Annotated in this window: 19 protein-coding genes; 12 read left to right on the top strand and 7 right to left on the bottom strand. The window is 71.4% G+C overall.

Annotated elements, in window-relative coordinates; genetic code table 11:
* Positions 1–30: 30 nt before the first annotated feature.
* Both GA0070612_RS18255 and manD read right to left on the bottom strand, forming a co-directional pair.
* Positions 31–573, bottom strand: a complete 543-nt coding sequence (locus tag GA0070612_RS18255) for a gluconokinase (protein ID WP_088989000.1) — start codon at positions 571–573, stop codon at positions 31–33.
* Entirely contained in the window at positions 563–1,792 is a 1,230-nt protein-coding gene (gene manD / locus GA0070612_RS18250; RefSeq protein ID WP_088988999.1) for a D-mannonate dehydratase ManD, read from the bottom strand. Before manD ends, GA0070612_RS18255 begins: the two co-directional genes overlap by 11 nt.
* A gap of 145 nt (positions 1,793–1,937) precedes the next feature.
* Between manD and GA0070612_RS18245 the strand changes: the two genes are divergently transcribed.
* Together GA0070612_RS18245 and GA0070612_RS18240 are read left to right on the top strand one after the other, a co-directional pair.
* Complete coding sequence (locus tag GA0070612_RS18245) at positions 1,938–2,705, top strand: FadR/GntR family transcriptional regulator (protein ID WP_088988998.1); 768 nt, start codon at positions 1,938–1,940, stop codon at positions 2,703–2,705.
* A gap of 827 nt (positions 2,706–3,532) precedes the next feature.
* Positions 3,533–5,704 (top strand): trypsin-like serine protease, encoded by a 2,172-nt coding sequence (locus GA0070612_RS18240; RefSeq protein WP_088988997.1) that lies wholly within the window; start codon positions 3,533–3,535, stop codon positions 5,702–5,704.
* A gap of 243 nt (positions 5,705–5,947) precedes the next feature.
* Here the strand turns inward: GA0070612_RS18240 and GA0070612_RS18235 are convergent, their stop codons facing one another.
* The 4 genes from GA0070612_RS18235 to GA0070612_RS18220 all read right to left on the bottom strand — a co-directional run bounded on the left by GA0070612_RS18235 (position 5,948) and on the right by GA0070612_RS18220 (position 8,877).
* Positions 5,948–6,139 (bottom strand): hypothetical protein, encoded by a 192-nt coding sequence (locus GA0070612_RS18235; RefSeq protein WP_088988996.1) that lies wholly within the window; start codon positions 6,137–6,139, stop codon positions 5,948–5,950.
* A 267-nt stretch (positions 6,140–6,406) separates the two neighbouring features.
* A complete protein-coding gene (locus GA0070612_RS18230; RefSeq protein WP_088988995.1) occupies positions 6,407–7,234 on the bottom strand; it encodes a hypothetical protein in 828 nt (275 codons plus the stop codon).
* A gap of 12 nt (positions 7,235–7,246) precedes the next feature.
* A complete protein-coding gene (locus GA0070612_RS18225) occupies positions 7,247–8,020 on the bottom strand; it encodes an SDR family NAD(P)-dependent oxidoreductase (protein ID WP_088988994.1) in 774 nt (257 codons plus the stop codon).
* 17 nt (positions 8,021–8,037) lie between these two features.
* Positions 8,038–8,877 carry a fumarylacetoacetate hydrolase family protein gene (locus GA0070612_RS18220; RefSeq protein ID WP_088988993.1) on the bottom strand — a complete coding sequence of 280 codons (840 nt, stop codon included), beginning with the start codon at positions 8,875–8,877 and terminating at the stop codon, positions 8,038–8,040.
* A gap of 102 nt (positions 8,878–8,979) precedes the next feature.
* Here GA0070612_RS18220 and GA0070612_RS18215 point away from each other — a divergent pair, with 102 nt between their 5' ends.
* The 4 genes from GA0070612_RS18215 to GA0070612_RS18200 are packed head-to-tail and all read left to right on the top strand — an operon-like array spanning position 8,980 to position 12,468.
* On the top strand, positions 8,980–9,699 hold the full coding sequence (locus GA0070612_RS18215; protein WP_088988992.1) for a GntR family transcriptional regulator: 720 nt from the start codon (positions 8,980–8,982) through the stop codon (positions 9,697–9,699).
* A gap of 29 nt (positions 9,700–9,728) precedes the next feature.
* The gene (locus GA0070612_RS18210; RefSeq protein WP_088988991.1) at positions 9,729–10,439 is read left to right on the top strand and encodes a (Fe-S)-binding protein; all 711 of its coding nucleotides are present in this window, start codon (positions 9,729–9,731) and stop codon (positions 10,437–10,439) included.
* A complete protein-coding gene (locus GA0070612_RS18205; protein WP_088988990.1) occupies positions 10,436–11,881 on the top strand; it encodes a LutB/LldF family L-lactate oxidation iron-sulfur protein in 1,446 nt (481 codons plus the stop codon). The genes GA0070612_RS18210 and GA0070612_RS18205 overlap by 4 nt, the downstream gene beginning before the upstream one ends.
* Complete coding sequence (locus GA0070612_RS18200) at positions 11,878–12,468, top strand: LutC/YkgG family protein (protein WP_231924243.1); 591 nt, start codon at positions 11,878–11,880, stop codon at positions 12,466–12,468. Before GA0070612_RS18205 ends, GA0070612_RS18200 begins: the two co-directional genes overlap by 4 nt.
* 2 nt (positions 12,469–12,470) lie before the next feature.
* On the opposite strand, the gene lspA is transcribed toward GA0070612_RS18200, so the two are convergent.
* Positions 12,471–12,977, bottom strand: coding sequence for a signal peptidase II (lspA, locus tag GA0070612_RS18195; RefSeq protein ID WP_088988989.1), 507 nt, complete (start codon positions 12,975–12,977; stop codon positions 12,471–12,473).
* Between the two features lie 214 nt (positions 12,978–13,191).
* Here lspA and GA0070612_RS18190 point away from each other — a divergent pair, with 214 nt between their 5' ends.
* The 6 genes from GA0070612_RS18190 to GA0070612_RS18165 all read left to right on the top strand — a co-directional run bounded on the left by GA0070612_RS18190 (position 13,192) and on the right by GA0070612_RS18165 (position 19,885).
* The gene (locus GA0070612_RS18190; RefSeq protein ID WP_231924242.1) at positions 13,192–14,655 is read left to right on the top strand and encodes an aminopeptidase P family protein; all 1,464 of its coding nucleotides are present in this window, start codon (positions 13,192–13,194) and stop codon (positions 14,653–14,655) included.
* A gap of 87 nt (positions 14,656–14,742) precedes the next feature.
* Complete coding sequence (locus GA0070612_RS32550) at positions 14,743–16,341, top strand: ABC transporter substrate-binding protein (protein WP_231924241.1); 1,599 nt, start codon at positions 14,743–14,745, stop codon at positions 16,339–16,341.
* Positions 16,311–17,330: an ABC transporter permease gene (locus GA0070612_RS18180; RefSeq protein ID WP_231924240.1), complete on the top strand. Its 1,020-nt coding sequence runs from the start codon at positions 16,311–16,313 to the stop codon at positions 17,328–17,330. The genes GA0070612_RS32550 and GA0070612_RS18180 overlap by 31 nt, the downstream gene beginning before the upstream one ends.
* Entirely contained in the window at positions 17,323–18,207 is an 885-nt protein-coding gene (locus tag GA0070612_RS18175) for an ABC transporter permease (protein ID WP_088988988.1), read from the top strand. The genes GA0070612_RS18180 and GA0070612_RS18175 overlap by 8 nt, the downstream gene beginning before the upstream one ends.
* Positions 18,204–19,208 carry an ABC transporter ATP-binding protein gene (locus tag GA0070612_RS18170; RefSeq protein ID WP_197699176.1) on the top strand — a complete coding sequence of 335 codons (1,005 nt, stop codon included), beginning with the start codon at positions 18,204–18,206 and terminating at the stop codon, positions 19,206–19,208. The genes GA0070612_RS18175 and GA0070612_RS18170 overlap by 4 nt, the downstream gene beginning before the upstream one ends.
* A complete protein-coding gene (locus GA0070612_RS18165; protein WP_231924239.1) occupies positions 19,205–19,885 on the top strand; it encodes an ABC transporter ATP-binding protein in 681 nt (226 codons plus the stop codon). Before GA0070612_RS18170 ends, GA0070612_RS18165 begins: the two co-directional genes overlap by 4 nt.
* Positions 19,886–19,891 lie beyond the last annotated feature (6 nt).

Below are 19,891 nucleotides of genomic sequence, written 5' to 3'. Positions count from 1 at the left end.
TCAGGAGCGGCGGCCGGCGTCGAGGCGGGGCTACCGCTCCCCCACCGGCGTCCAGACGGGCAGGCCGAGTCTCCGCACGGCTATCGCGACCAGGGCGCGCGGCGGGAGCGAGACGTCCAGCACGAGCACCGACTCGTCCGGCTCGGCCGGTTCCAGCGTGGCGAGCTGGGAGTCGAGCAGGCTCGCCGGCATGTAGTGCCCCTCTCGTCGCGCCATCCGCTCCCGGATGACCTCCGCCGGCCCGTGCAGGTGCACGAAGTCCAGCTGCGGCGCGCCCTGGCGGAGCACGTCCCGGTACGACCGCCGCAGGGCCGAGCAGGCCAGCACCGTCGACTGGCCCTCCGCCGCGCGAGCGCCGATCCACCCGGCGATGTCGGCCAGCCAGGGCCGGCGGTTGCTGTCGTCCAGGGGTACGCCGGAGCGCATCAGTGCCACGTTCTCCGGGGAGTGGAACTCGTCGGCCTCGACGAACGTCAGCCCGGTCACCGCGCTGATCCCCCGCGCCACAGTGGACTTGCCGGACCCGGAGACGCCCATCACCACGACGTGTCGTCCACCCGGCTCACCAGTCATGGACGGTGCCGTCCTTGAGCCGGTTGAAGGGCAGGTAGGCCGGCTCGTACGGGAACCGGGCCGCCGCCTCCTCGTCCAGCTCCACCCCGAGCCCCGGCTGGTCGCCCGGGTGCAGGTAGCCGTCGGTGAACGTGAACGACTGCCGGAACACCTCGTTGGCCAGCGGGGTGTGTTTCATGTACTCCTGGATGCCGAAGTTGTGGATGGCCAGGTCCAGGTGCAGCGCCGCGGCCATGCCCACCGGGGAGATGTCGGTGGGTCCGTGGATGCCGGACTTGATCTGGTACTGGGCGGCGAAGTCGAGCAGCTTGCGCATGGCGGTGATGCCGCCGGTGTGGGTGACCGCGGACCGGACGTAGTCGATGAGCTGCTCGCGGATCAGGGTCTGGTAGTCCCAGACGGTGTTGAAGACCTCGCCGATGGCCAGCGGGGTGGTGGTGTGCTGGCGGACCAGCCGCAGCGCCTCCTGGTTCTCGGCCGGCGTGCAGTCCTCCAGCCAGAACAGGTCGTACGGTTCGAGGGACTTGCCGAGCTTCGCGGCCTGGATCGGGGTCATCCGGTGGTGACCGTCGTGCAGCAGCGGCAGCTCCGGGCCGAACTCGGCGCGGACCGCCTCGAACACGGCGGGCAGGTGCCGCAGGTACGCGCGGGTGTCCCAGTCCTCCTCGGCCGGCAGTGGGGTGCGCTGCGCGGGCTCGTAGTCGTAGCGCTGACCGGTGGCGCTGGGTTGCGCGGCCACGCCGTAGACGGCGTTGATCCCCGGCACCGACGTCTGCACCCGGATCGACCGGAAGCCCTCGTCGAGGTGGCGGCGGATCGAGTCGAACAGCTCGGGGATGTCCCGCCCCGACGCGTGCCCGTACGCCATGATGCCGGTGCGGGACGCGCCGCCCAGCAGTTGGTACAGCGGCATGCCGGCGGCCTTGGCCTTGATGTCCCAGAGCGCGACGTCGACGGCGGCGATGGCGGCCATGGTGACCGGCCCCCGCCGCCAGTACGCCGAGCGGTAGAGGAACTGCCAGGTGTCCTCGATCCGGTGCGCGTCGCGACCCATCAGCAGCGGGGCGACGTGGTCGCGCAGGTACGAGGCGACGGACAGCTCACGACCGTTGAGCGTGGCGTCGCCCAGGCCGGTGATGCCGTCGTCGGTGGTGATCTTCAGCGTGACGAAGTTCCGGTCGGGGCTGGACACGATGACGTCCGCGGCGACGATCTTCACGGGGTGCCTTTCGGTCGGTGCGGTCCGGGGGTGGTCTCACCACTGCGCGTAGGAGCCGTCGGGGTGCCGCCAGGTCGGGCTGCGCCAGGCTAGGCCGACAAAGCTGATGACATCAAGAGCTAGAAGCGAATGATACGATCTTTGCGTGGAACCGTCCTCAGGAGAGGGTGCCGTCGCCCCCGCCGAGTCAGGGCTGCACGCCCGCGTCCTCGACCACCTCGGCACCGCGATCTGCGGCGGCGAACTGGCGCCCGGGGCGGTCCTCAACATCGACGAGCTGGTCGACAGGTACGCCGTCTCCCGCTCGGTCGTCCGCGAGGTGCTGCGGGTCCTGGCCTCCATCGGCTTCATCGAGGCGCGCCGCCGCGTCGGCGTGATGATCCTGCCGGCGAGCGCGTGGAACGTCTTCGACCCACAGGTGATCCGCTGGCGTCTCGCGTCCGCCGGCCGGGTGGCTCAGCTCCGGTCGATCACCGAGCTACGCACCGCCGTCGAGCCGCACGCCGCCTTCCTGGCCGCGACGCGGATCGGCCACGACGAGGCGAGCGATCTGGTCGGGCTGGCTGCCAAGATGTGGGCGGCCGGTGAGGCCGGCGACGAGGAACGCTTCCTGCACCTCGACATCGAGTTCCACCGGCGGGTGCTGCTCGCCTCCGGCAACGAGATGTTCGTCCGGCTTCAGGATCTGGTCGCGGAGGTGCTGACCGGTCGACACCGGCACCACCTCATGCCGCACCACCCTCACCGACAGGCCCTCCAGATGCACGCGGACGTCGCCCAGGCGATCCAGCGGCGCGACGGCGATCGGGCCCGGCAGGCGATGGTGCGCTTGATGGGGCAGGCCTTCGACGAGATGAAGTCACTATGGGAGCAGACCGGCATGCCCGGCCGGGGCCACGACCCGAACCCATAATCGACTCGGGTGCTCGGAATTGCGGCGTCGGACTGCCGCCTCGTGCGCCACGACATCTGTCATTTCGAGTGGATCACGTCGGGCACGTACAGTTCTGGTACGCCCTCCGGGCGCGTTGGTGCCACCACCTGACACTCGGGCCTATCTCCTTGCGCCAGCATCAACGACGAGAGGGCGCTGACGCTCAGAAAGGAACTTTACGACGGAAGTAGGGTGAGTCGCGCCATCCATGATGGACTTTATGGTCGTCGCGGTGTGACGGCCTTGCGCCCGGCGAGCGAGACTAGTAACGTCTACCGACGTCGATGCGCCGAAGTGTCTCGCGGTGTCGCGACTTCTTCTCCACTTGCTTCTGTCTATCGACTTGCACTTCATGCGGAGATGCTGTTCGTCGCCGCACCTAGAACGACCCTCGCGATTAAGCTGCAGTTTCCTGCTCCATCCAGGTCTATCCAACACTCTGCGCTGCCTGTCGTCAGTGACGCCCGATGAATGCCTTTTTCCGGGACGGCGTAGGGGCGCACGTTCAATACGGGGGATCCATGTCGGTTGGCCATGCCCACCTGCCAACAGGAAATCGCGGCTCGGGTCGGCGGCCCAGGCGGTCAGTTGTCGCGGCCATGACCACCGCAACTCTTGCTGCTGTCCGGTGGGACGAACGTGGCGAGAGCTACCGAGATGGCACTGTTTGACTCCCCGGCGGACGTACACCAATTCATCGAAGCGGGGCACAACGAGACGGTTCATCGAACCGATGTCAGTGCACTATCGATGACCTTGATCACCGCCTGGACACCAAACCGTCGCACCTACACAGGGGGAGCATCTTGTCTGACAGACGCAAGCGCTCGGGGGCCTATCTCGCTGCTGCTCTTTCGACGTCACTCGCCGTCGGGGCGCTTGCGGGAGCGCCGGCTCACGCCGTCGCGGGTGGCACCGCTGTCCCCGCCGGAACGGACACCTGGCTCGCCCGGATCGAGGCCGGTGTCGCTGGCGCCGACGGTGCGGTGGCGTGTTCCGGAGTCCTGGTCGCGCCCCGGTGGGTGCTGACCGCCGCGGCCTGTCTGCCGGTCGGCGCCGGCACTGACCCGGCCTTGGCGACGACGGTCACGTTCGCGTCGCCCGGCGAGGCCACTCCCGGCCAGAAGATCAGCGTCACCGCCATCAAGCACGATCCCGCCCGGGGCCTGGCGCTCGGCGCGCTGACCAAGGCTCCCGCCGGCATCTCACCGCTGGCGATCGGCACGACGATAGCGTCGACCGATGAGACGCTGCGGGTCAGCGGGTGGGGCCGTACCGCCTCCGACTGGATCCCCAATGCGCCGAGCGCCGCCTCCTTCGACGTGCAGAGTGTGGACGGGGCTGTGATCAGGGTCGCCGCCTCGGCCGGTGACTCCACCCTGTGCCGTGGTGACGGTGGCGCCCCGGCACTCCGGACGCTGCCAGGAGGCGCCGTCGAGCTGGTGGGCATCAGCACCGGTGCACGGCAGAAGGGCTGCCTCGGTGCGACCGACACCGAAAGCGGTGGCACGCTGGCTGCCGTGAACGACTTCGCCGCCCTCTTCGGTGGCACGCCGTTCGGTCAGACGATCCTCACCCCGTCCGACACCGGCGCTCCGGCAGCGGGTGCGGAGTTCGGCGAGATCACTACGACCGGTGACTTCAACGGGGACGGTCACATCGACCTGATCGTCGGTGCGCCGTCCGACGTGGTGGGTACTGCGGCGAGCGGCAGTGTCACCGCCTTCTACGGCACGGCCGGTGGGGGCCTGGGCGCGGGCATCCGGTTCATCCAGTCGGCGTCCAACTTGGGCGACGATGCCGGTGACCGGTTCGGCGCGTCGCTCGCGGCCGCTGACTTCAACCGCGACGGCTACTCCGACCTGGCGGTCGGTACTCCGAACGAGCGTTTCCTCAGCGTGCCCAAGGCCGGGATGATCTCCATCTTCTATGGCGCTGCCGCTGGGCTGAGCACCGCCACCGCGATCACTCAGAACAGACTGGGCGACGGCACGCACCGTATTGGCGAGACGAACGACCAGTTCGGGTATTCACTCGCGGCCGGTGACTTCACCGGGGACGGCTACGCCGACCTCGCGGTCGGCGTGCCCGGTGAGTCGATCGGCACCACCGCCAGCGGTGACGTGGCGATTCTCAAGGGCTCGGCCAGCGGGTTGGTCTACGGCTGGAGCGTCAACCAGGACCACGCCGACGGTGCCAACGAGGCCGGGGACAGGTTCGGCACCGCGGTAGCGGCCGGACAGGTGGTAGGTTCCACCCACGCCGACCTGATCGTGGGCGCGCCCGGTGAGGCGCCCGGCGCCAACCCGCGAAGCGGCGGCATCTACGTCTACCCGGGTGGCTCCGGGACCGGATTCGCCAGTGGCTTCGGTCTCGCACAGACCCGCATGGGTGTCGGGGCGGACGAGGAGGGCGACCAGTTCGGTGCGGTGCTCGCGGTGGGCAACTTCGACAAGGATTCATACCAGGACATTGTCGTCGGCGTGCCGAGCGAGTCGCCGGGCAACCACCCCCGCTCCGGCAGCCTCACCGTGGTGCACGGTGCCTCGGCGGCGGCGGGTATGACCGCCTACGGGTTGTCCTTCGGCGAGACCGACCTTCCGCACACCGAGGGCGCCCTGTTCTCCACGGGGCTGGCGACCGGCGACGTCGACGCTGACGGATACGCTGATCTGCTCGTCGGTGCGCCGGGCCAGGACGCTGGGGCCGGGACGACGTTGCTGTTCAAGGGGCGGTCCCGCAACGCCTCTCAGCCGGTCACGCTGGCTTTCGCCCGGCACATCGGCCAAGCCCAGATCCTCGGACCCGGTGAGGAGGGCGACGCATTCGGCACCGCAACCGTGCTGGCCGACCTCAACAAGGACGGCCGGGCCGACGCGGTGATCGGTGCGCCCAACAAGGCATTGCCTGGTGAGGCGGCAGCGGGGGTGGTCAGCGTGCTCTATTCCAGCACCACCGGCCCGATCAGCGCCTCCTGACCGCATTCAGCCAAGGGGCCGCGCGGAGTGCGCGGCCTCTTCGGTCTTCCGAGGGTCGGCGACCGATGCGGGGCACCGAGTCCGCCCTGGACGCGGCCGCGCGGCGCTGGTCCATCGCCGCCGGGAAAGAGTGGAACACCGACGAGCAGCACTACCGCAACCAACCACTCTCGGCGGTGCCGACGGCGCAGACCACGCGCTGGCGCTATGGGGTCGATCCAGAGGTGTCCTACGGTCCGGGTGTCAGCCGAAGCAGTCCTCCACCGGAGGCGCGCTGGGCGTGCAGTTGGTGGGCCGGTTCTCGCTGATCACCGCCTTCTCGTCCACCGTGAGACCGCCCTGGTTGAAGATCCCGCCCGGCGCCAGGGCGGACTGGTTCTCGGTGACCTTCGATTCGGTGATGGTGACAGTGCCGTTGTGGCGAAGAACTCCCACATTCGGTGCGATCTTTCCCAAACACCCCGATCAACAGCAGCGCGCCCCGGCCTCGCTGGCCACCGGCCCCAGCTGGAATGGACAGCGACCCGCCCAGGTCTCGCCGACGGCCGGGAGTGGTCGGTAGGCCGTGACTCGTTTACGGCATCAGGTCCACAGGACCCTCATGCGACACCGCTGCCGCCGACCAGCCGATGATCACGTGACGAGACGTAGCTCTCAGACTGCTCTGGGAGCTGTTCCTCATCACGTGATCATGGGGAGACCCTAACGGCGGGAGGTGCCACGCCGACCCGGGCCGGCGGCGGAGGGGCGGTGGCCGATGCGGGGGGCCCGTACCGCCGACGAGGTGCCCGCGCCGGGCCGGAAGTCCCGGGCGGCGGCGGCCACCATCTCGTCGGGGTCGCGGGTGAGTGCCTCCCGGACGTGTGGCGGGACGACCTCGGAGGTCGCCATCGCCAGTCGGACCTGCGTCGAGCGGTCGTCGACCAGGCGGTCCAGGTCCGCCTCGTCCAACTTGAGGGCGCGGACCAGCGCGGCCCGGACGTCGACCACCGGGTCCGCGGCGAGCACGCTGCGCTGGGCGGCGGTGGTCCGCGGGTTGCGGGCGAGCCCCTTGCGTACGCGGGCGGTGCGATCGGCCAACAGGGCGGTGATCACGTCGGGGTCGTGGGTGTGGGTGGCGAGCCGCTCGCGTACCTCGGGTGAGCGGTCGTCGATCAGCCGGGCGGCCAACTCGGGCTCCAGCTCGCGGCTCTCGGCGAGGAGGCCGCGTAGCTCCTTGTCCGCCGCCTCCGACATCACCCGGCGGATCGACTCGTCGCAGGCCGGGTTGCCGGCGACCGCCCAGCGCACCCAGCGGTCGGCGTCCTTGACGAGGCGCATGAGGTTGCCGACCGAGCAGGACGGGTTCCTCGCCACCGCCTCGCGGACCTGACGATCGTGGTCCCTGGTCAGCGGACGCAGGGCCTGCGCGGGGGCGTCGGGCCGGGCGGCGACCGTCTTGCGGACCACCGCCGACGGGTCGGACGCCAGATCGATCAGGGTCATCTGCGGCGTGGTGGGGTCCTGCGCGAGGGCGAGCCGAGCGTCCATCGCGCCATCATGTCACGCACCCGATCCGCCTCCGGCGGGCGCGGGTAGCCGCAGGCCGGACATGCCGCCGTCCACCGCCAGCGACGTCCCGGTCACCGAGCCGGTGGCGGGCGACGCGAGGTAGACGACGGCGGCGGCGACCTCCTCGGCGGTCACCAGGCGGCCGGTCGGCTGGCGGGCGGCGAGGTGCCGCTTCTCCGCCGTCGGATCGGCCGCTCCGGCGAGCAGGCGGGCCACCCACGGGGTGTCGACGGTGCCGGGGGCGACACAGTTGACCCGGACCCCCTCGGTGACCAGGTCGGCGGCCATGGCGAGGGTGAGGGCGTGCACGGCACCCTTCGACGCCGAGTACAACGCGCGTTTGGGCAGACCTGTGGTCGCCGCGATCGAGGAGATGTTGACGATCGCGGCGGACGACGACCGGCGCAGGTACGGCAGGACGACGGCGCTCGTGCGGGCCACGCCGGAGACGTTCACGTCGAGCACCCTGCTCCACTGCTCGTCGTCGTCCTCCTCCACGGTGCCGACCGCCGAGACAGCAGCGTTGTTCACCAGGATGTCGACGCCGCCGAACGCCTCCGCCACCGAGGCGACGGCCGCGCTCACCGAGGACCGGTCGGCCACGTCGGCCGCGACCGCGTGCACCCGAGGGTCCCCGGACAGGGCCGCGACGTCCAGGTCCAGCACCCCCACCCGCGCGCCGGCGTCCAGGAACGCTCGTACACAGGCGTTTCCGATGCCCGATCCACCGCCGGTCACCACTGCTACCAGGCCGTCACACCGCATGGCTCTCTCCCCTGCCATCAGGCGTTCGTGAGCGGGCTGCGCTGCCGGCCGAGGCCGTCGATCTCGACCTCCATCACGTCGCCGGCGGCGAGGTACGGGAACCGGCCGGACAGCGCGACCCCCTCCGGGGTGCCGGTGTTGATGACGTCGCCCGGGTCCAGGACGGTGTACTGCGACAGGTGCCAGACCAGGTGCGCCACGTCGAAGATCATGTCCTTGGTGGTGGAGTCCTGTCGGGGCTCGCCGTTGACCCAGGAGCGCAGGCGCAACGCCTGCGGGTCGGCGATCTCGTCGGCGGTGACCAGCCAGGGCCCCAGCGGTTGGAACGTCTCGCAGGACTTGCCCTTCGACCACTGGCCGCCGGAGACGGCGAGTTGGAAGTCGCGCTCGGACACGTCGTTGGACAGCGCGTACCCGGCGATGTGGTCGAGGGCGTCCGCCGGTGAGGCGAGGTAGCGGGCGCGACGCCCGATCACCACCGCCAGCTCCACCTCCCAGTCGGTCTTCGTCGAACCGCGCGGGATCAGGACCTCGTCGTACGGCCCGACGACAGTGTTGGGTGCCTTGTAGAAGATGATCGGCGCGGTCGGTGGCTGGGCGCCCGACTCGGCGGCGTGCGCGGCGTAGTTCTGCCCGACGCAGAGCACCACCCCGGGGCGGGCGAGCGGCGCGCCGACCCGCTGGCCGGTCACATCGATCTCCGGCAGGTCGGTGGCGGCACGGACCCGTTGGACGCCGTCACCGGCGAGGAACTCCCCGTCGATGTCGTCGGTGACCGACGAGAGGTCGAAGTGCCGACCGTCGGCGTACAGCACGGGACGCTCCTGCCCGACGGGCCCGACGCGCATGAACTTCACGAACCAACCTCCAGAGCGGGTGCGCCTATTTCCTATAGGATGCTGCCTGTGCTGGTGTACCGGCTCACACGAGCGCAGTCAAGGGGTTGTTGGGGAGACGAGATGGCCCAGCAGGAGACCCGCGAGGGCCGACTCCGCCCCGCCCGCCGACTCACCCTCGCCGACGACGTCTACGAGTCGATCAAGACCCTGGTCATGGACCACATCCTGCCGCCGGGTGAGCGGGTCAACATCGACGCTCTCGCCCGGGAGCTGGACGTCTCCCCCACCCCGGTCCGCGAGGCGCTCGCCCGGTTGGAAGCCGACGGCCTGGTCCGCAAACGCCCGCTGTCCGGCTACTCCACCACTCCGCTGCTGACCCGCGCCGAGTTCGACGACCTGTTCGAGGTCCGGCTGCTGTTCGAGGGCGCCACCGCCGGCCGGGCCGCCGCCCACGCCTCCACCGAGGAGCGGCACCGGATCAGCACCGAGGCGGCGGCGAGCATCGACGTGGAGGTTGGCGACGGTTACCGCCGGCACGCCGCGTTCACCGCGCTGGACGCCACGTTCCACGACCTGATCGCCGGGGCCGCCGGCAGCCCGCTGCTGCGCGACAGCATCACGCGGCTGCACTCCCACCTGCACCTGCACCGGCTGTACTTCCCGGTCACCGGCGCACCGGACACCAACGCCGAGCACCAGCGCATCGCCGCCGCCATCGCCGCCGGCGACTCCGACGCCGCCACCGAGGCGATGCGCGTCCACCTGATCGCCGCCCGGGAGCGCCACCTGCCCGCCTTCGACGAGCGTGCCGCACCCGGAGCACCGCGCGAGCCGGCCTGAACCACCCCCGACCCGTCCGAGGAGCCGCCGTGCGCATAGCCCTCTTCATCACCTGCGTCAACGACCTCGCGTACCCGGCCACCGGCATCGCGGTCACCCGCATCCTGCGACGGCTCGGCCACACCGTCGAGTTCCCCGAACGGCAGACCTGTTGCGGGCAGATGCACGCCAACACCGGGTACCGGGCGGAGGCGATGCCGATGGTGCGCAGCTACGTCGACGTGTTCGACGGCTACGACGCCGTCGTCGCGCCGTCCGGGTCGTGCACGGCGATGATCCGCGACCAGTACCCGCGCCTGCACCCGCCCGCCGCGTCGGTGGCCGCCCGCACCTACGAGCTGTCCGAGCTGCTCGTCGACGTCCTCGGCGTCACCGACGTCGGAGCGGAGTTCCCGGAGACCGTCACCTACCACCCCACCTGCCACGGCCTGCGCATGCTGCGGTTGGGCGACCGACCGCTGACACTGCTGCGCCAGGTCCGCGGGATCGACCTCGTGGACCTGGGCGACGCCGAGGAGTGCTGCGGTTTCGGCGGCACGTTCGCGCTGAAGAACCCGGACGTCTCCACCGCCATGCTCAGCGACAAGTGCGCGCGGGTCGGTGAAACCGGCGCGCGGGTGCTCGCCGCCGCCGACAACTCCTGCCTGGCCCACATCGGAGGCGGCCTGGACCGCCGTCGCTCCGGCGTACGGGCCATGCACTACGCGGAGATCCTCGCCTCGACCGGGGCGACCTCGTGACCGCCCCGATCGCACCGGCCACCGGCGACGGACGCATCCGCACGCCGCTGCCCTTCCCCACCGCGGCCAGGCCGGCCGTCGCCGACACCCAACTGCGCGCCAACCTGCACCGGGCCACCCGTACCATCCGCGCCAAGCGGGCCCGCGTGGTGGACGAGGTGCCCGACTGGGCGGCCCTGCGCGACGCCGGCTCCGCGATCAAGGCGGACGTCCAACGCCGGCTACCGGAGCTGCTGGAGCAGTTCGAGGCGTCCGCCACCGCCGCCGGCGCCACAGTGCACTGGGCCCGGGACGCGGCCGAGGCCTGCCGGATCGTGGTCGAGCTGACCCGGGCCGCCGGTGCCGACGAGGTCGTGAAGGTCAAGTCGATGGCGACCCAGGAGATCGAGCTGAACGAGGCTCTGGAGGCGGCCGGGATCGCCGCGTACGAGACGGACCTGGCGGAGCTGATCGTGCAGCTCGGCGACGACACCCCCTCGCACATCCTGGTGCCGGCGATCCACTACAACCGGACACAGATCCGGGAGATCTTCCAGCGCCGGATGCCGGACGTCCCGGCCGACCTGACCGACGAGCCGTCCGCGCTGGCCGAGGCAGCCCGCGTCCACCTGCGGCGACGTTTCCTCTCGGCCCGGGTCGCCGTGTCCGGCGCCAACTTCGCCGTCGCCGACACCGGCACGCTCGTCGTGGTGGAGTCCGAGGGCAACGGGCGGATGTGCCTCACCCTCCCGGAGACACTGATCAGCGTCGTCGGCGTCGAGAAGCTGCTGCCGACCTTCGGTGACCTGGAGGTCTTCCTGCAACTGCTGCCGCGTTCCTCGACCGGCGAGCGGATGAACCCGTACACCTCGATGTGGACCGGCGTCACGCCCGGCGACGGTCCGCAGGACGTGCACGTCGTGTTGGTCGACAATGGTCGGTCCGCGGTGCTGGCCGACCCGGTCGGGCGGCCGGCGTTGTCCTGCATCCGCTGCTCCGCCTGCCTCAACGTGTGCCCGGTGTACGAGCGGGCCGGCGGGCACGCGTACGGCTCGGTGTACCCGGGGCCGATCGGCGCGATCCTGTCGCCGCAGCTGACCGGCGTGGCGGACAACGCCTCCCTGCCGTACGCGTCGACGCTCTGTGGCGCCTGCTACGACGTGTGCCCGGTGAAGATCAACATTCCGGAGATCCTGGTCCACCTCCGACAGGAGGCACCGCACCCACCCGCGGAACGGGCCGCCATGCGCGTCCTGTCCTGGGTGATGCGCAGCCCTCGCCGCTGGGCCGCCGCCCTGCATCTGGCCCGGGCCGGAGCGGGACCGCTCGGCGCGTACCGCGAGCGTCGCGCCGGCGCCCGTACGCTGCGTAAACTGCCCTGGCCCGCCTCGGCCTGGACCCGGTCACGGGACGTGCCGCTGCCCGCCCCGCAGACCTTCCGTGAATGGTGGAACAAGCAGTGACCGCACGCGACGAGATCCTGGCGCGACTACGCACGGCCCTGGCCGACGACCCGCCGTCGGTGCCGGTGCCCCGCGGCTACCGGCGCGCCGACGACCGCTGCGACCTGGTCGCCGTCCTCGTGGACCGGTTGGAGGACTACCGGGCGGCCGTCCACCACGGCATCGACGCCCTGCCCGGGCTGCTGGCAACTGTGGACCGACTCGCCGTCCCCACCGACGTCCCCGCCGGCTGGCTGGCCGGCTACGCCGGGCAGGTGTGCCGGGACGCTCCCCCGCTGTCACCTGCCGAGCTGGACACGACGGACGCGGTCCTGACCGGTTGCGCCGTGGCGATCGCCGACACGGGCACCATCGTCCTCGACGCCGGCGCGACGCAGGGTCGGCGGGCGCTCACCCTGGTGCCCGACCGGCACATCTGCGTCGTCCGCGCCGACCAGGTCGTCGGGTTGCTGCCGGAGGCGTTGGCCCGGCTGGACGCGCGCTCACCGCTGACCTGGATCTCCGGCCCGTCCGCGACCAGCGACATCGAACTCGACCGGGTCGAGGGCGTGCACGGCCCGCGCCGGCTGGAGGTCGTCCTGGCCTGAGCTCAGGCGGACACCTGCTCGCCGCTGTGCGCCTCGCCCGACGGGGCCGTCTCCCGCAGCGGGACGCCCCGCAGGTTGAGCAGCATCACGATGGCCACACCGACCACCAGCGCGATGTCGGCGACGTTGCCGACGAAGAACCCGGCGTAGTCGATGAAGTCCACCACGTGCCCGCGCGCGAAGCCCGGCTCGCGGAAGAGGCGGTCCAGCAGGTGCGTCGTCGCGCCGCCGAGCACCAGCCCCAACGCCACGGCCCACGGCCGCGACGTGACCCGCCACGCCGCGACCGTCACGCCGACCACGGCCGCCGCCGCGAAGACCGCGAAGATCCAGGTGTACGACGACCCGATCGAGAAGGCGGCGCCCGGGTTGTAGACGAGCCGCAGGGACAGCAGGTCACCCACGATGGAGATGGTCTGCCCGTCCGACAACGCGGACTCGGCCCAGTACTTCGTGGCCTGGTCCGAGGCGAGCACCACAGCAGCGATCAACACGACGGCGCGAAACACAGCGGAACCCTAGCCGGTCGACCCCGACCGTCACCACCGGCAGATGACCCGCCCGCCGTCGCTCGGGCGAGGGTGACGAGGTGGATCGCGACGACCGTGACGAGGCCCGCGCCACCGAACCGCCCGGCGAGTCGACGTCTGGTTATTGCCTAGACTTTGCAATAGCCTAAGGTTTGCTAGTGATCATGGCGTGGTGCCGAGCAAGGAGCAAGTCGTGACGCAAGGGGACCAGCGGCCAGCAGTGCGCACCGAGTCGCACGATCCCGAATTTCCGGAGGCGTTCCTGACGTTCATGCGGACCGGCTGGCGTGACGAGCCGCTCGACGTGCAGCGCCGACCGGAGGCCGGCCATCACGCACGTCGTCGGGCGGCACTGTCGGAGGCGTTCCCCGGGGAGACGCTGGTGATCCCCACCGGTTCGCAGAAGGTACGGGCGAACGACACGTGGTTTCCGTTCCGCCCCGGCAGCGACTTCGCCTACCTGACGGGTGACCACGACCCCGACGGTGTGCTGGTCCTGCGGCCGGGCGGCGGCGGGCACGACGCCGTCCTCTACACCCGGGCGCGTACGTCCCGCGAGAGCGACGAGTTCTTCCGCAGCCGCGACGGTGAGCTGTGGGTCGGCCGGCGGCAGTCGCACGCCGAGAAGTCGACCGAACTGGGCATCGAGACCGCCGACCTCGCCGACCTCGACGCCGCACTCGCCGCCTGCGCGCCTGGCCGCACACGGGTGCTGCGCGGGCTGGACCAGGGAGTCGACCACGCCGTGCGACCGTACGAGCCGGAACGGGCCGGTGCACGCGACCGGGAACTGGCCACCGTGATATCGGAGGCCAAGCTGGTCAAGGACGAGTGGGAGATCGCCCAACTCCAGGACGCCGTCGACGCCACCGTCCGCGGGTTCGAAGACGTCGCCCGGGTTCTGCCGGCCGACCGCGGCGTCTCCGAACGGCTGATCGAAGGCGTCTTCGGCCTGCGCGCCCGGCACGACGGCAACCACGTCGGCTACGGCTCCATCGTGTGCGCCGGCGCCAACGCCACGACCCTGTGCTGGAAACACCACACCGGTGCCACAGTGCCGGGCGAGCTGCTGCTGATGGACATGGGGGTGGAGAACCGGCACCTCTACACCGCCGACGTGACCCGCACCGTTCCGGTCTCCGGCACGTTCACCCCGCTCCAGCGGCAGGTGTACGACATCGTGTACGCCGCGCAGCGGGCCGGCATCGACCTGATCAAGCCCGGTGTCAGGTTCGCCGAGGTCTCCGAGGTCTGCATGCGGACGCTTGCCGAGGGCCTGGCGGCGCTGGGCGTGCTGCCGGTGAGCGTCGACGAGGCCATGGACAGCAACTCCACCATCCACCGCCGATGGACGCTGCACGACTTCGGCCACCTGCTCGGCATCGACGTCCATGACTGCGCCTCGGCGCGGCCGGAGAAATACCGCGACGGGGAGCTCGGCGAGGGTTACGTGCTCACCGTGGAGCCAGGCCTCTACTTCCAGCCCGACGACGACCTGGTCCCCGCCGAACTGCGTGGTCTCGGCATCCGCATCGAGGACGACATCCTGGTCACCGCCGGCGGCGCGGTGAACCTGTCGGCAGGCCTGCCCAGCTCGGCCGACGACGTCGAGACCTGGCTCGCCGTCCAGCGCGAAGCCGGCCCCCGGCTGCCCTGAGATGAGCGACACCGACGAGGCCGACCTGCCGTGCGCAGCGCTGTCCCACCTGACCGAGATTCACCACACCTACCGCAGGAGCGTTCCGTGACCCGGATCCGTCCGACCTTCCGGCGCCTCGTGGCGTCGACCGCAGCGGCCGGGATGCTCGTCCTCGCCGGCTGTTCGGCCCCGACCAACCCGGACAGTCCAGCCGGTGGCGCGACGCTGGTCGTGGCCACCTCCGACGAGCCCGACGCACTGAACCCGGTGCTCAACTTCGGCGTCGACGGCGCCGCGCTGATCTTCGACGGGCTCGTGGCCCGCGACGCTGACAACCGCCTCGTCCCCGGCCTTGCGGCAGCCCTGCCGACCGTGTCGCCCGACGGGCGCACCGTGACCGCCACGCTGCGCGACGGCGTGCAGTTCCACGACGGCAGCACCCTGAGCGCAGCGGACGTCGTCTTCACGTACCAGGCCGTGCTGGACCCGAAGGTGGACTCCACGCTGCGCTCGGACCTCGACATGGTGGAGTCGGTGACCGCGCCCGACGCGTCCACTGTCGTGTTCACGCTGCGCTACCCGTACGCGCCGTTCCTGCAGCGGCTCACCCTCGGCATCGTGCCGTCGAAGCTGCTCAGCGGGCAGGACATCAACACCACCGGGTTCAACCGCAAGCCGATCGGGACCGGGCCGTACCGGGTCGAGTCCTGGACGCCGGGTGACCGGCTGGTGCTCACCGCCAACGAGGGCTACTTCGGTGGCCGGCCGGCGAACGACCGGGTCGTGGTGGCGTTCGTCGCCGACGACAACGTCCGCGCCCAGCGGATGCGGGCCGGCGAGTTCGACGCCGCCGAACTGCCACCGAAGCTCGCCGGTGGGTTCGACACCGACACCGCGTACCGGGTGCAGCGGGTGCCGACCGCCGACTACCGGGGCGTGATGCTGCCGATGGGCAACCCGGTCCTCGCCGACCCGGCGGTCCGCCGGGCGCTCACCGTCGCCGTCGACCGGGCCGCGATGGTGTCCGGCATCCTCGGCGGCGCGGGCGAGCCGGCGTTCGGACCGATCCCGCCGACCTCCGAGTTCGCCGAGCCCTCGATCGCCGGCTCGCCGACCGCCGACCCGACGGCGGCGGGCGCGCTGCTCGACGCGGCCGGCTGGAAGCCCGGCGCGGGCGGGGTACGCGTCAAGGACGGCCGACCGGCCCGGTTCACGCTGATGTACCCGGCGACCGACACCCTGCGCAAGGACCTGGCCCTGGCGGTCACCGCCGACGCGAAGAAGATCGGCATCGAGGTCACCCCGGCCGGGCTCACCTGGGACGCCATCGACCCGCGGATGACGTCCGACGCCCTGCTGATGGGCTACGGCACCCCGTACGACCCGGACTTCGTCTCCTACAAGCTGTTCAGCTCCCGGTTCGCGGGGCAGGGCTACTTCAACCCCGGCTCGTACCGCTCCGAGGTGACCGACCGCGCGTTGCAGGAGGGCCGCGACCAGATCGACCCGGCCCGCCGCAAGGCCGCGTACGCGCAGTTCCAGAAGCAGCTCGCCGCCGACGTGCCGTGGCTGTTCCTCACCTACCTGCGGCACACCTACGTGGTGAAGTCCTCCGTGCAGGGCGTGACCCCCCGGGTCGAGGCGCACGAGCACGGGGTGGCGAACAGCATCTGGTGGAACATCAACACCTGGAAGCGCTCGTGACCCGCCCCGGTCGACTGGCCGGTGCGGGGGCGGTGGTCCGACGCCGGCTTCTGGTCGCCGTTCCGGTGCTCGCGGCGACCAGCATCGGAATGTTCGCCCTCGGCGCCGCCTCGCCGGTGGACCCGGCCAAGCAGTACGCGGGCGCGGCGGCCTTCACCGCCACCGAGGAGAACCTGGCGCAGATCCGCGCCAACTGGGGTGTCGACGATCCGCTGCCGGTGCAGTACCTGCGCTGGATCGGCAACCTGGTCCAGGGCGACCTGGGCTGGTCGACGAGTCGACACGAGCCGGTCGCCTCGGTGCTCTCCGCCCGGGCCGGCTGGACGCTGCTGCTGATCGGCGTGACCCTTGCCCTGGTCCTGGTCGCGAGTCTGCTGCTGGGCGCGCTGGCCGCGTACCGCCGGGGTGGGTTGTTCGACAGGGGCCTGCGGGCCGCGGCCTACACGGTCGAGTCGATGCCGGTGTTCTGGCTGGGTCTGTCCGCGATCGCCGTGTTCGCGCTGGCGCTCGGGTGGTTGCCGGCCGGCGGGCTCACCGACGTCACCGCCACCAGCACGTCCTGGGCCGACGTGGCGCACCACCTGATCCTCCCGGTGGGAGTGCTGGCCGTGTCGCAGGCCCCGTGGTTCGTGCTGTTCGTGCGGGACGCCGTCGCGGAGAGCATGCGCGACGACCACGTGCTCGCCGCGAAGGCGCGCGGGTTGCCGGGGCGGACGGTGCTGTTCGGGCACGCGCTGCGGACCGCGCTGCTGCCGTTCCTCACCCTGGTCGGCACCCACCTGCCGGAGTTGGTCGGCGGTGCGGTGCTGGTCGAGACGGTCTTCTCACTACCGGGTCTCGGCGCTGTCACGGTGGCTGCGGCGCTGGGCGGCGACTTCCCGCTGCTGGCGGCGATCACGCTGGTCACCACAGCTGTGGTGCTGGCCGCGAACCTCACGACCGACCTCGCGTACGCCGCCGCCGACCCGAGGGTGCGACTCGATGGCTGACCTTGTTACCCGACCGCCGTTGCTCCGCGTGACCCGGTCCCGGCTGCGACTGCGGCCCGGCCAGGCCGGTGTCGTCGTCGCCGGCCTGGTCCTCGTCGTCGCCGTCGTCGGCTCACTCCTGGCCCCGCTCTTCTGGCCACTCGACCAGAGCGCGGTCGCCCTGGACCAGACCCGGTTGGCGCCATCGTGGACACACCTCGCCGGCACCGACGACCTCGGCCGGGACGTGGCGCACCGTGCCGTCTACGGGCTGCGGGTGTCGCTGCTCGTCGGCGCGGTCGCCGCGCTCGTCGCCACCGTCCTCGGTGGGGTCATCGGCGGTATCGCCGGCACGCTCGGCGGCCGGGTCGACCGGGTCCTGATGCGGATCGTGGACACCATCGCCGCGATGCCGCACCTGTTGCTGGGCATCTTCATCGTCGCCATGCTGCGTCCCAGCCTCGGCGCGGTGATCGCCTCCGTCGGGCTCACCCACTGGCTCTCCACGGCGCGCATCGTCCGGTCCGAGTTGCTCAGCCTGCGTACCCGGCCGTTCGTCGACGCCGCCATCAGCGGAGGGGCCGGTCGGGGTCGGGTCCTGACCCGACACCTGCTGCCCCACGTACTGCCCCGGTTGGCGCTGGCCACCACGCTGATGATCCCGCACGCGGTGTGGCACGAGACGGCGCTGTCCTTCCTCGGTCTCGGCCTGCCGCCGCACCTCGCCTCACTGGGCAACATGATCAACGATGGTCAGGGGTCGTTGCTGACCGGCGCCTGGTGGGCCAGCCTGGCACCGGGTGCGGTCATCGTCGTCGTCACCCTCGCCATCGCGGTCATCGCCGCCCGCTGGCGTGACCGCCTCGATCCCCGGGTCCGAGCGGAGCTGCACCTGTGACCACCACCGAACACACCGCCGCTGAGGCACCCCGCCGCACGGCCGTCGGTCGGCCACTGCTCGCCGTGGACGGCCTCGGCGTCGAGTTCCGGCTGCGCGACACGACGGTGCGCGCCGTCACCGACCTCAACCTGACCGTACGGGCCGGTGAACTGCTCGCCGTCGTCGGCGAGTCCGGCTGCGGCAAGTCCGTCCTGGCCCACGCGCTGCTGGGTCTGCTGCCGGGCAACGCCACGGTCACCGGGCACGCCGTCCTGCACCACCCGGACAGCGACCCGGTCGACCTGGTCACCTGCGGTCAGCGTGACCTGGCCCGCCGGGTACGCGGCCGTCGGGTCGGGCTGGTCCCGCAGAGCCCGGCCACCGCGCTGAACCCGGTCCGCACCGGACGGCGACTGCTCGCCGAGACACTCCGGGCACACGGTCGGGCCCGGGCGGACGCCGAGCGGCTCGCCCTCGACGTCGGGCTCGATCCGGCCGACCTGGACCGCTACCCGCACGAACTCTCCGGAGGCATGGCCCAGCGGCTGGTGACCGCGCTCGCGCTGGCACCGGACCCGTCGCTGCTCATCGCCGACGAGCCCACCACCGGCCTCGACCGGCCGCTGGTGGACCACACCCTCGACCTGCTGCGCCGTCGGTGCGACACCGGCGCGGCCGTCGTCCTCATCACGCACGACCTGGCCGCCGCGCAACGGGTCGCCGACACCGTCGCCGTGATGTACGCCAGCCGGATCGTGGAACACACCGACGCGAACCATCTCTTCGCCGCGCCCACCCACCCGTACGCCGCGGCGCTCCTCGACGCCCTGCCGGACCGCGCCTTCCGGCCGGTGCCGGGCGACCCGCCGATGCTCACCGCGCTGCCTCCGGGCTGCGCGTTCGCGCCCCGCTGCCCGCACCGCAGCGACACCTGCGCGAGCCAGCCACCGCCGACGCCGACCGCAGGCGGCGGCACTGTCGCCTGCCACCACCCGATCCGCACCGGAGCCGTCACGTGACCAGCCCACAGCACCTGCTCGCCGACGAGGTCACCGTCGGGTACGGCCGTCAGGTCGTGCTCGACGGCGTCACGGTGCGGGTCGGTCGGAACGAGACGGTCGGGCTGCGCGGCCCGTCCGGATGTGGCAAGTCGACACTGGTCCGGGTCCTGGCCCTCCTGCACCGCCCGGACCACGGTCAGGTCAGCATCGACGGCACGCCGGTGCACGGAGTGCGGTACGCCGTGCCGGTCGACCTGCGGACCCGCGTCGCCGTGCTGTTCCAGAGCCCACGCACCGCCGCCGATCCCCGGCTGAGCCTGGACGACCTGATCGCCGAACCGCTCCGCGCCGTCCGAACACCCGAGTCGACGGTGCGGGAGCGGGTTGGCGAACTCGCCGACCTCGTCGGCCTCACCACCGACCTGCGCAGCCGACGGCCGCACGCGGTGTCCGACGGGCAGCTACAACGCGCCTGCCTCGCTCGCGCGCTCGTCCACCGGCCGGACTACCTGCTCTGCGACGAGGCCACGGCGATGCTGGACGCCTCGACCCAGGCGCACGTCGCCGCCGTCGTCCGCGACTACCAGCGGACCCAGCGGGCCGGTGTCCTGGTCATCAGCCACGACCAGACCCTGCTGGACCGCTGGGCCGACCGCATCGTCGACCTGGACGGCAGGGCGCCGGCCCGGACGTGACGTACC

The organism is Micromonospora chokoriensis, from assembly GCF_900091505.1.
GTDB classification, from domain to species: domain Bacteria; phylum Actinomycetota; class Actinomycetes; order Mycobacteriales; family Micromonosporaceae; genus Micromonospora; species Micromonospora chokoriensis.
This window is presented reverse-complemented; position numbering and strand designations above follow the sequence as displayed.

What these genes read in the sequence shown, in the direction of transcription:
- GA0070612_RS18215 (WP_088988992.1), top strand. Translation starts at nt 8,980, where the DNA reads ATGGCCCAGCAGGAGACCCGCGAGGGCCGACTCCGCCCCGCCCGCCGA.
- GA0070612_RS18230 (WP_088988995.1), bottom strand. Translation starts at nt 7,234, where the DNA reads ATGGACGCTCGGCTCGCCCTCGCGCAGGACCCCACCACGCCGCAGATG.
- GA0070612_RS18175 (WP_088988988.1), top strand. Translation starts at nt 17,323, where the DNA reads ATGGCTGACCTTGTTACCCGACCGCCGTTGCTCCGCGTGACCCGGTCC.
- GA0070612_RS18225 (WP_088988994.1), bottom strand. Translation starts at nt 8,020, where the DNA reads ATGCGGTGTGACGGCCTGGTAGCAGTGGTGACCGGCGGTGGATCGGGC.
- GA0070612_RS18255 (WP_088989000.1), bottom strand. Translation starts at nt 573, where the DNA reads ATGACTGGTGAGCCGGGTGGACGACACGTCGTGGTGATGGGCGTCTCC.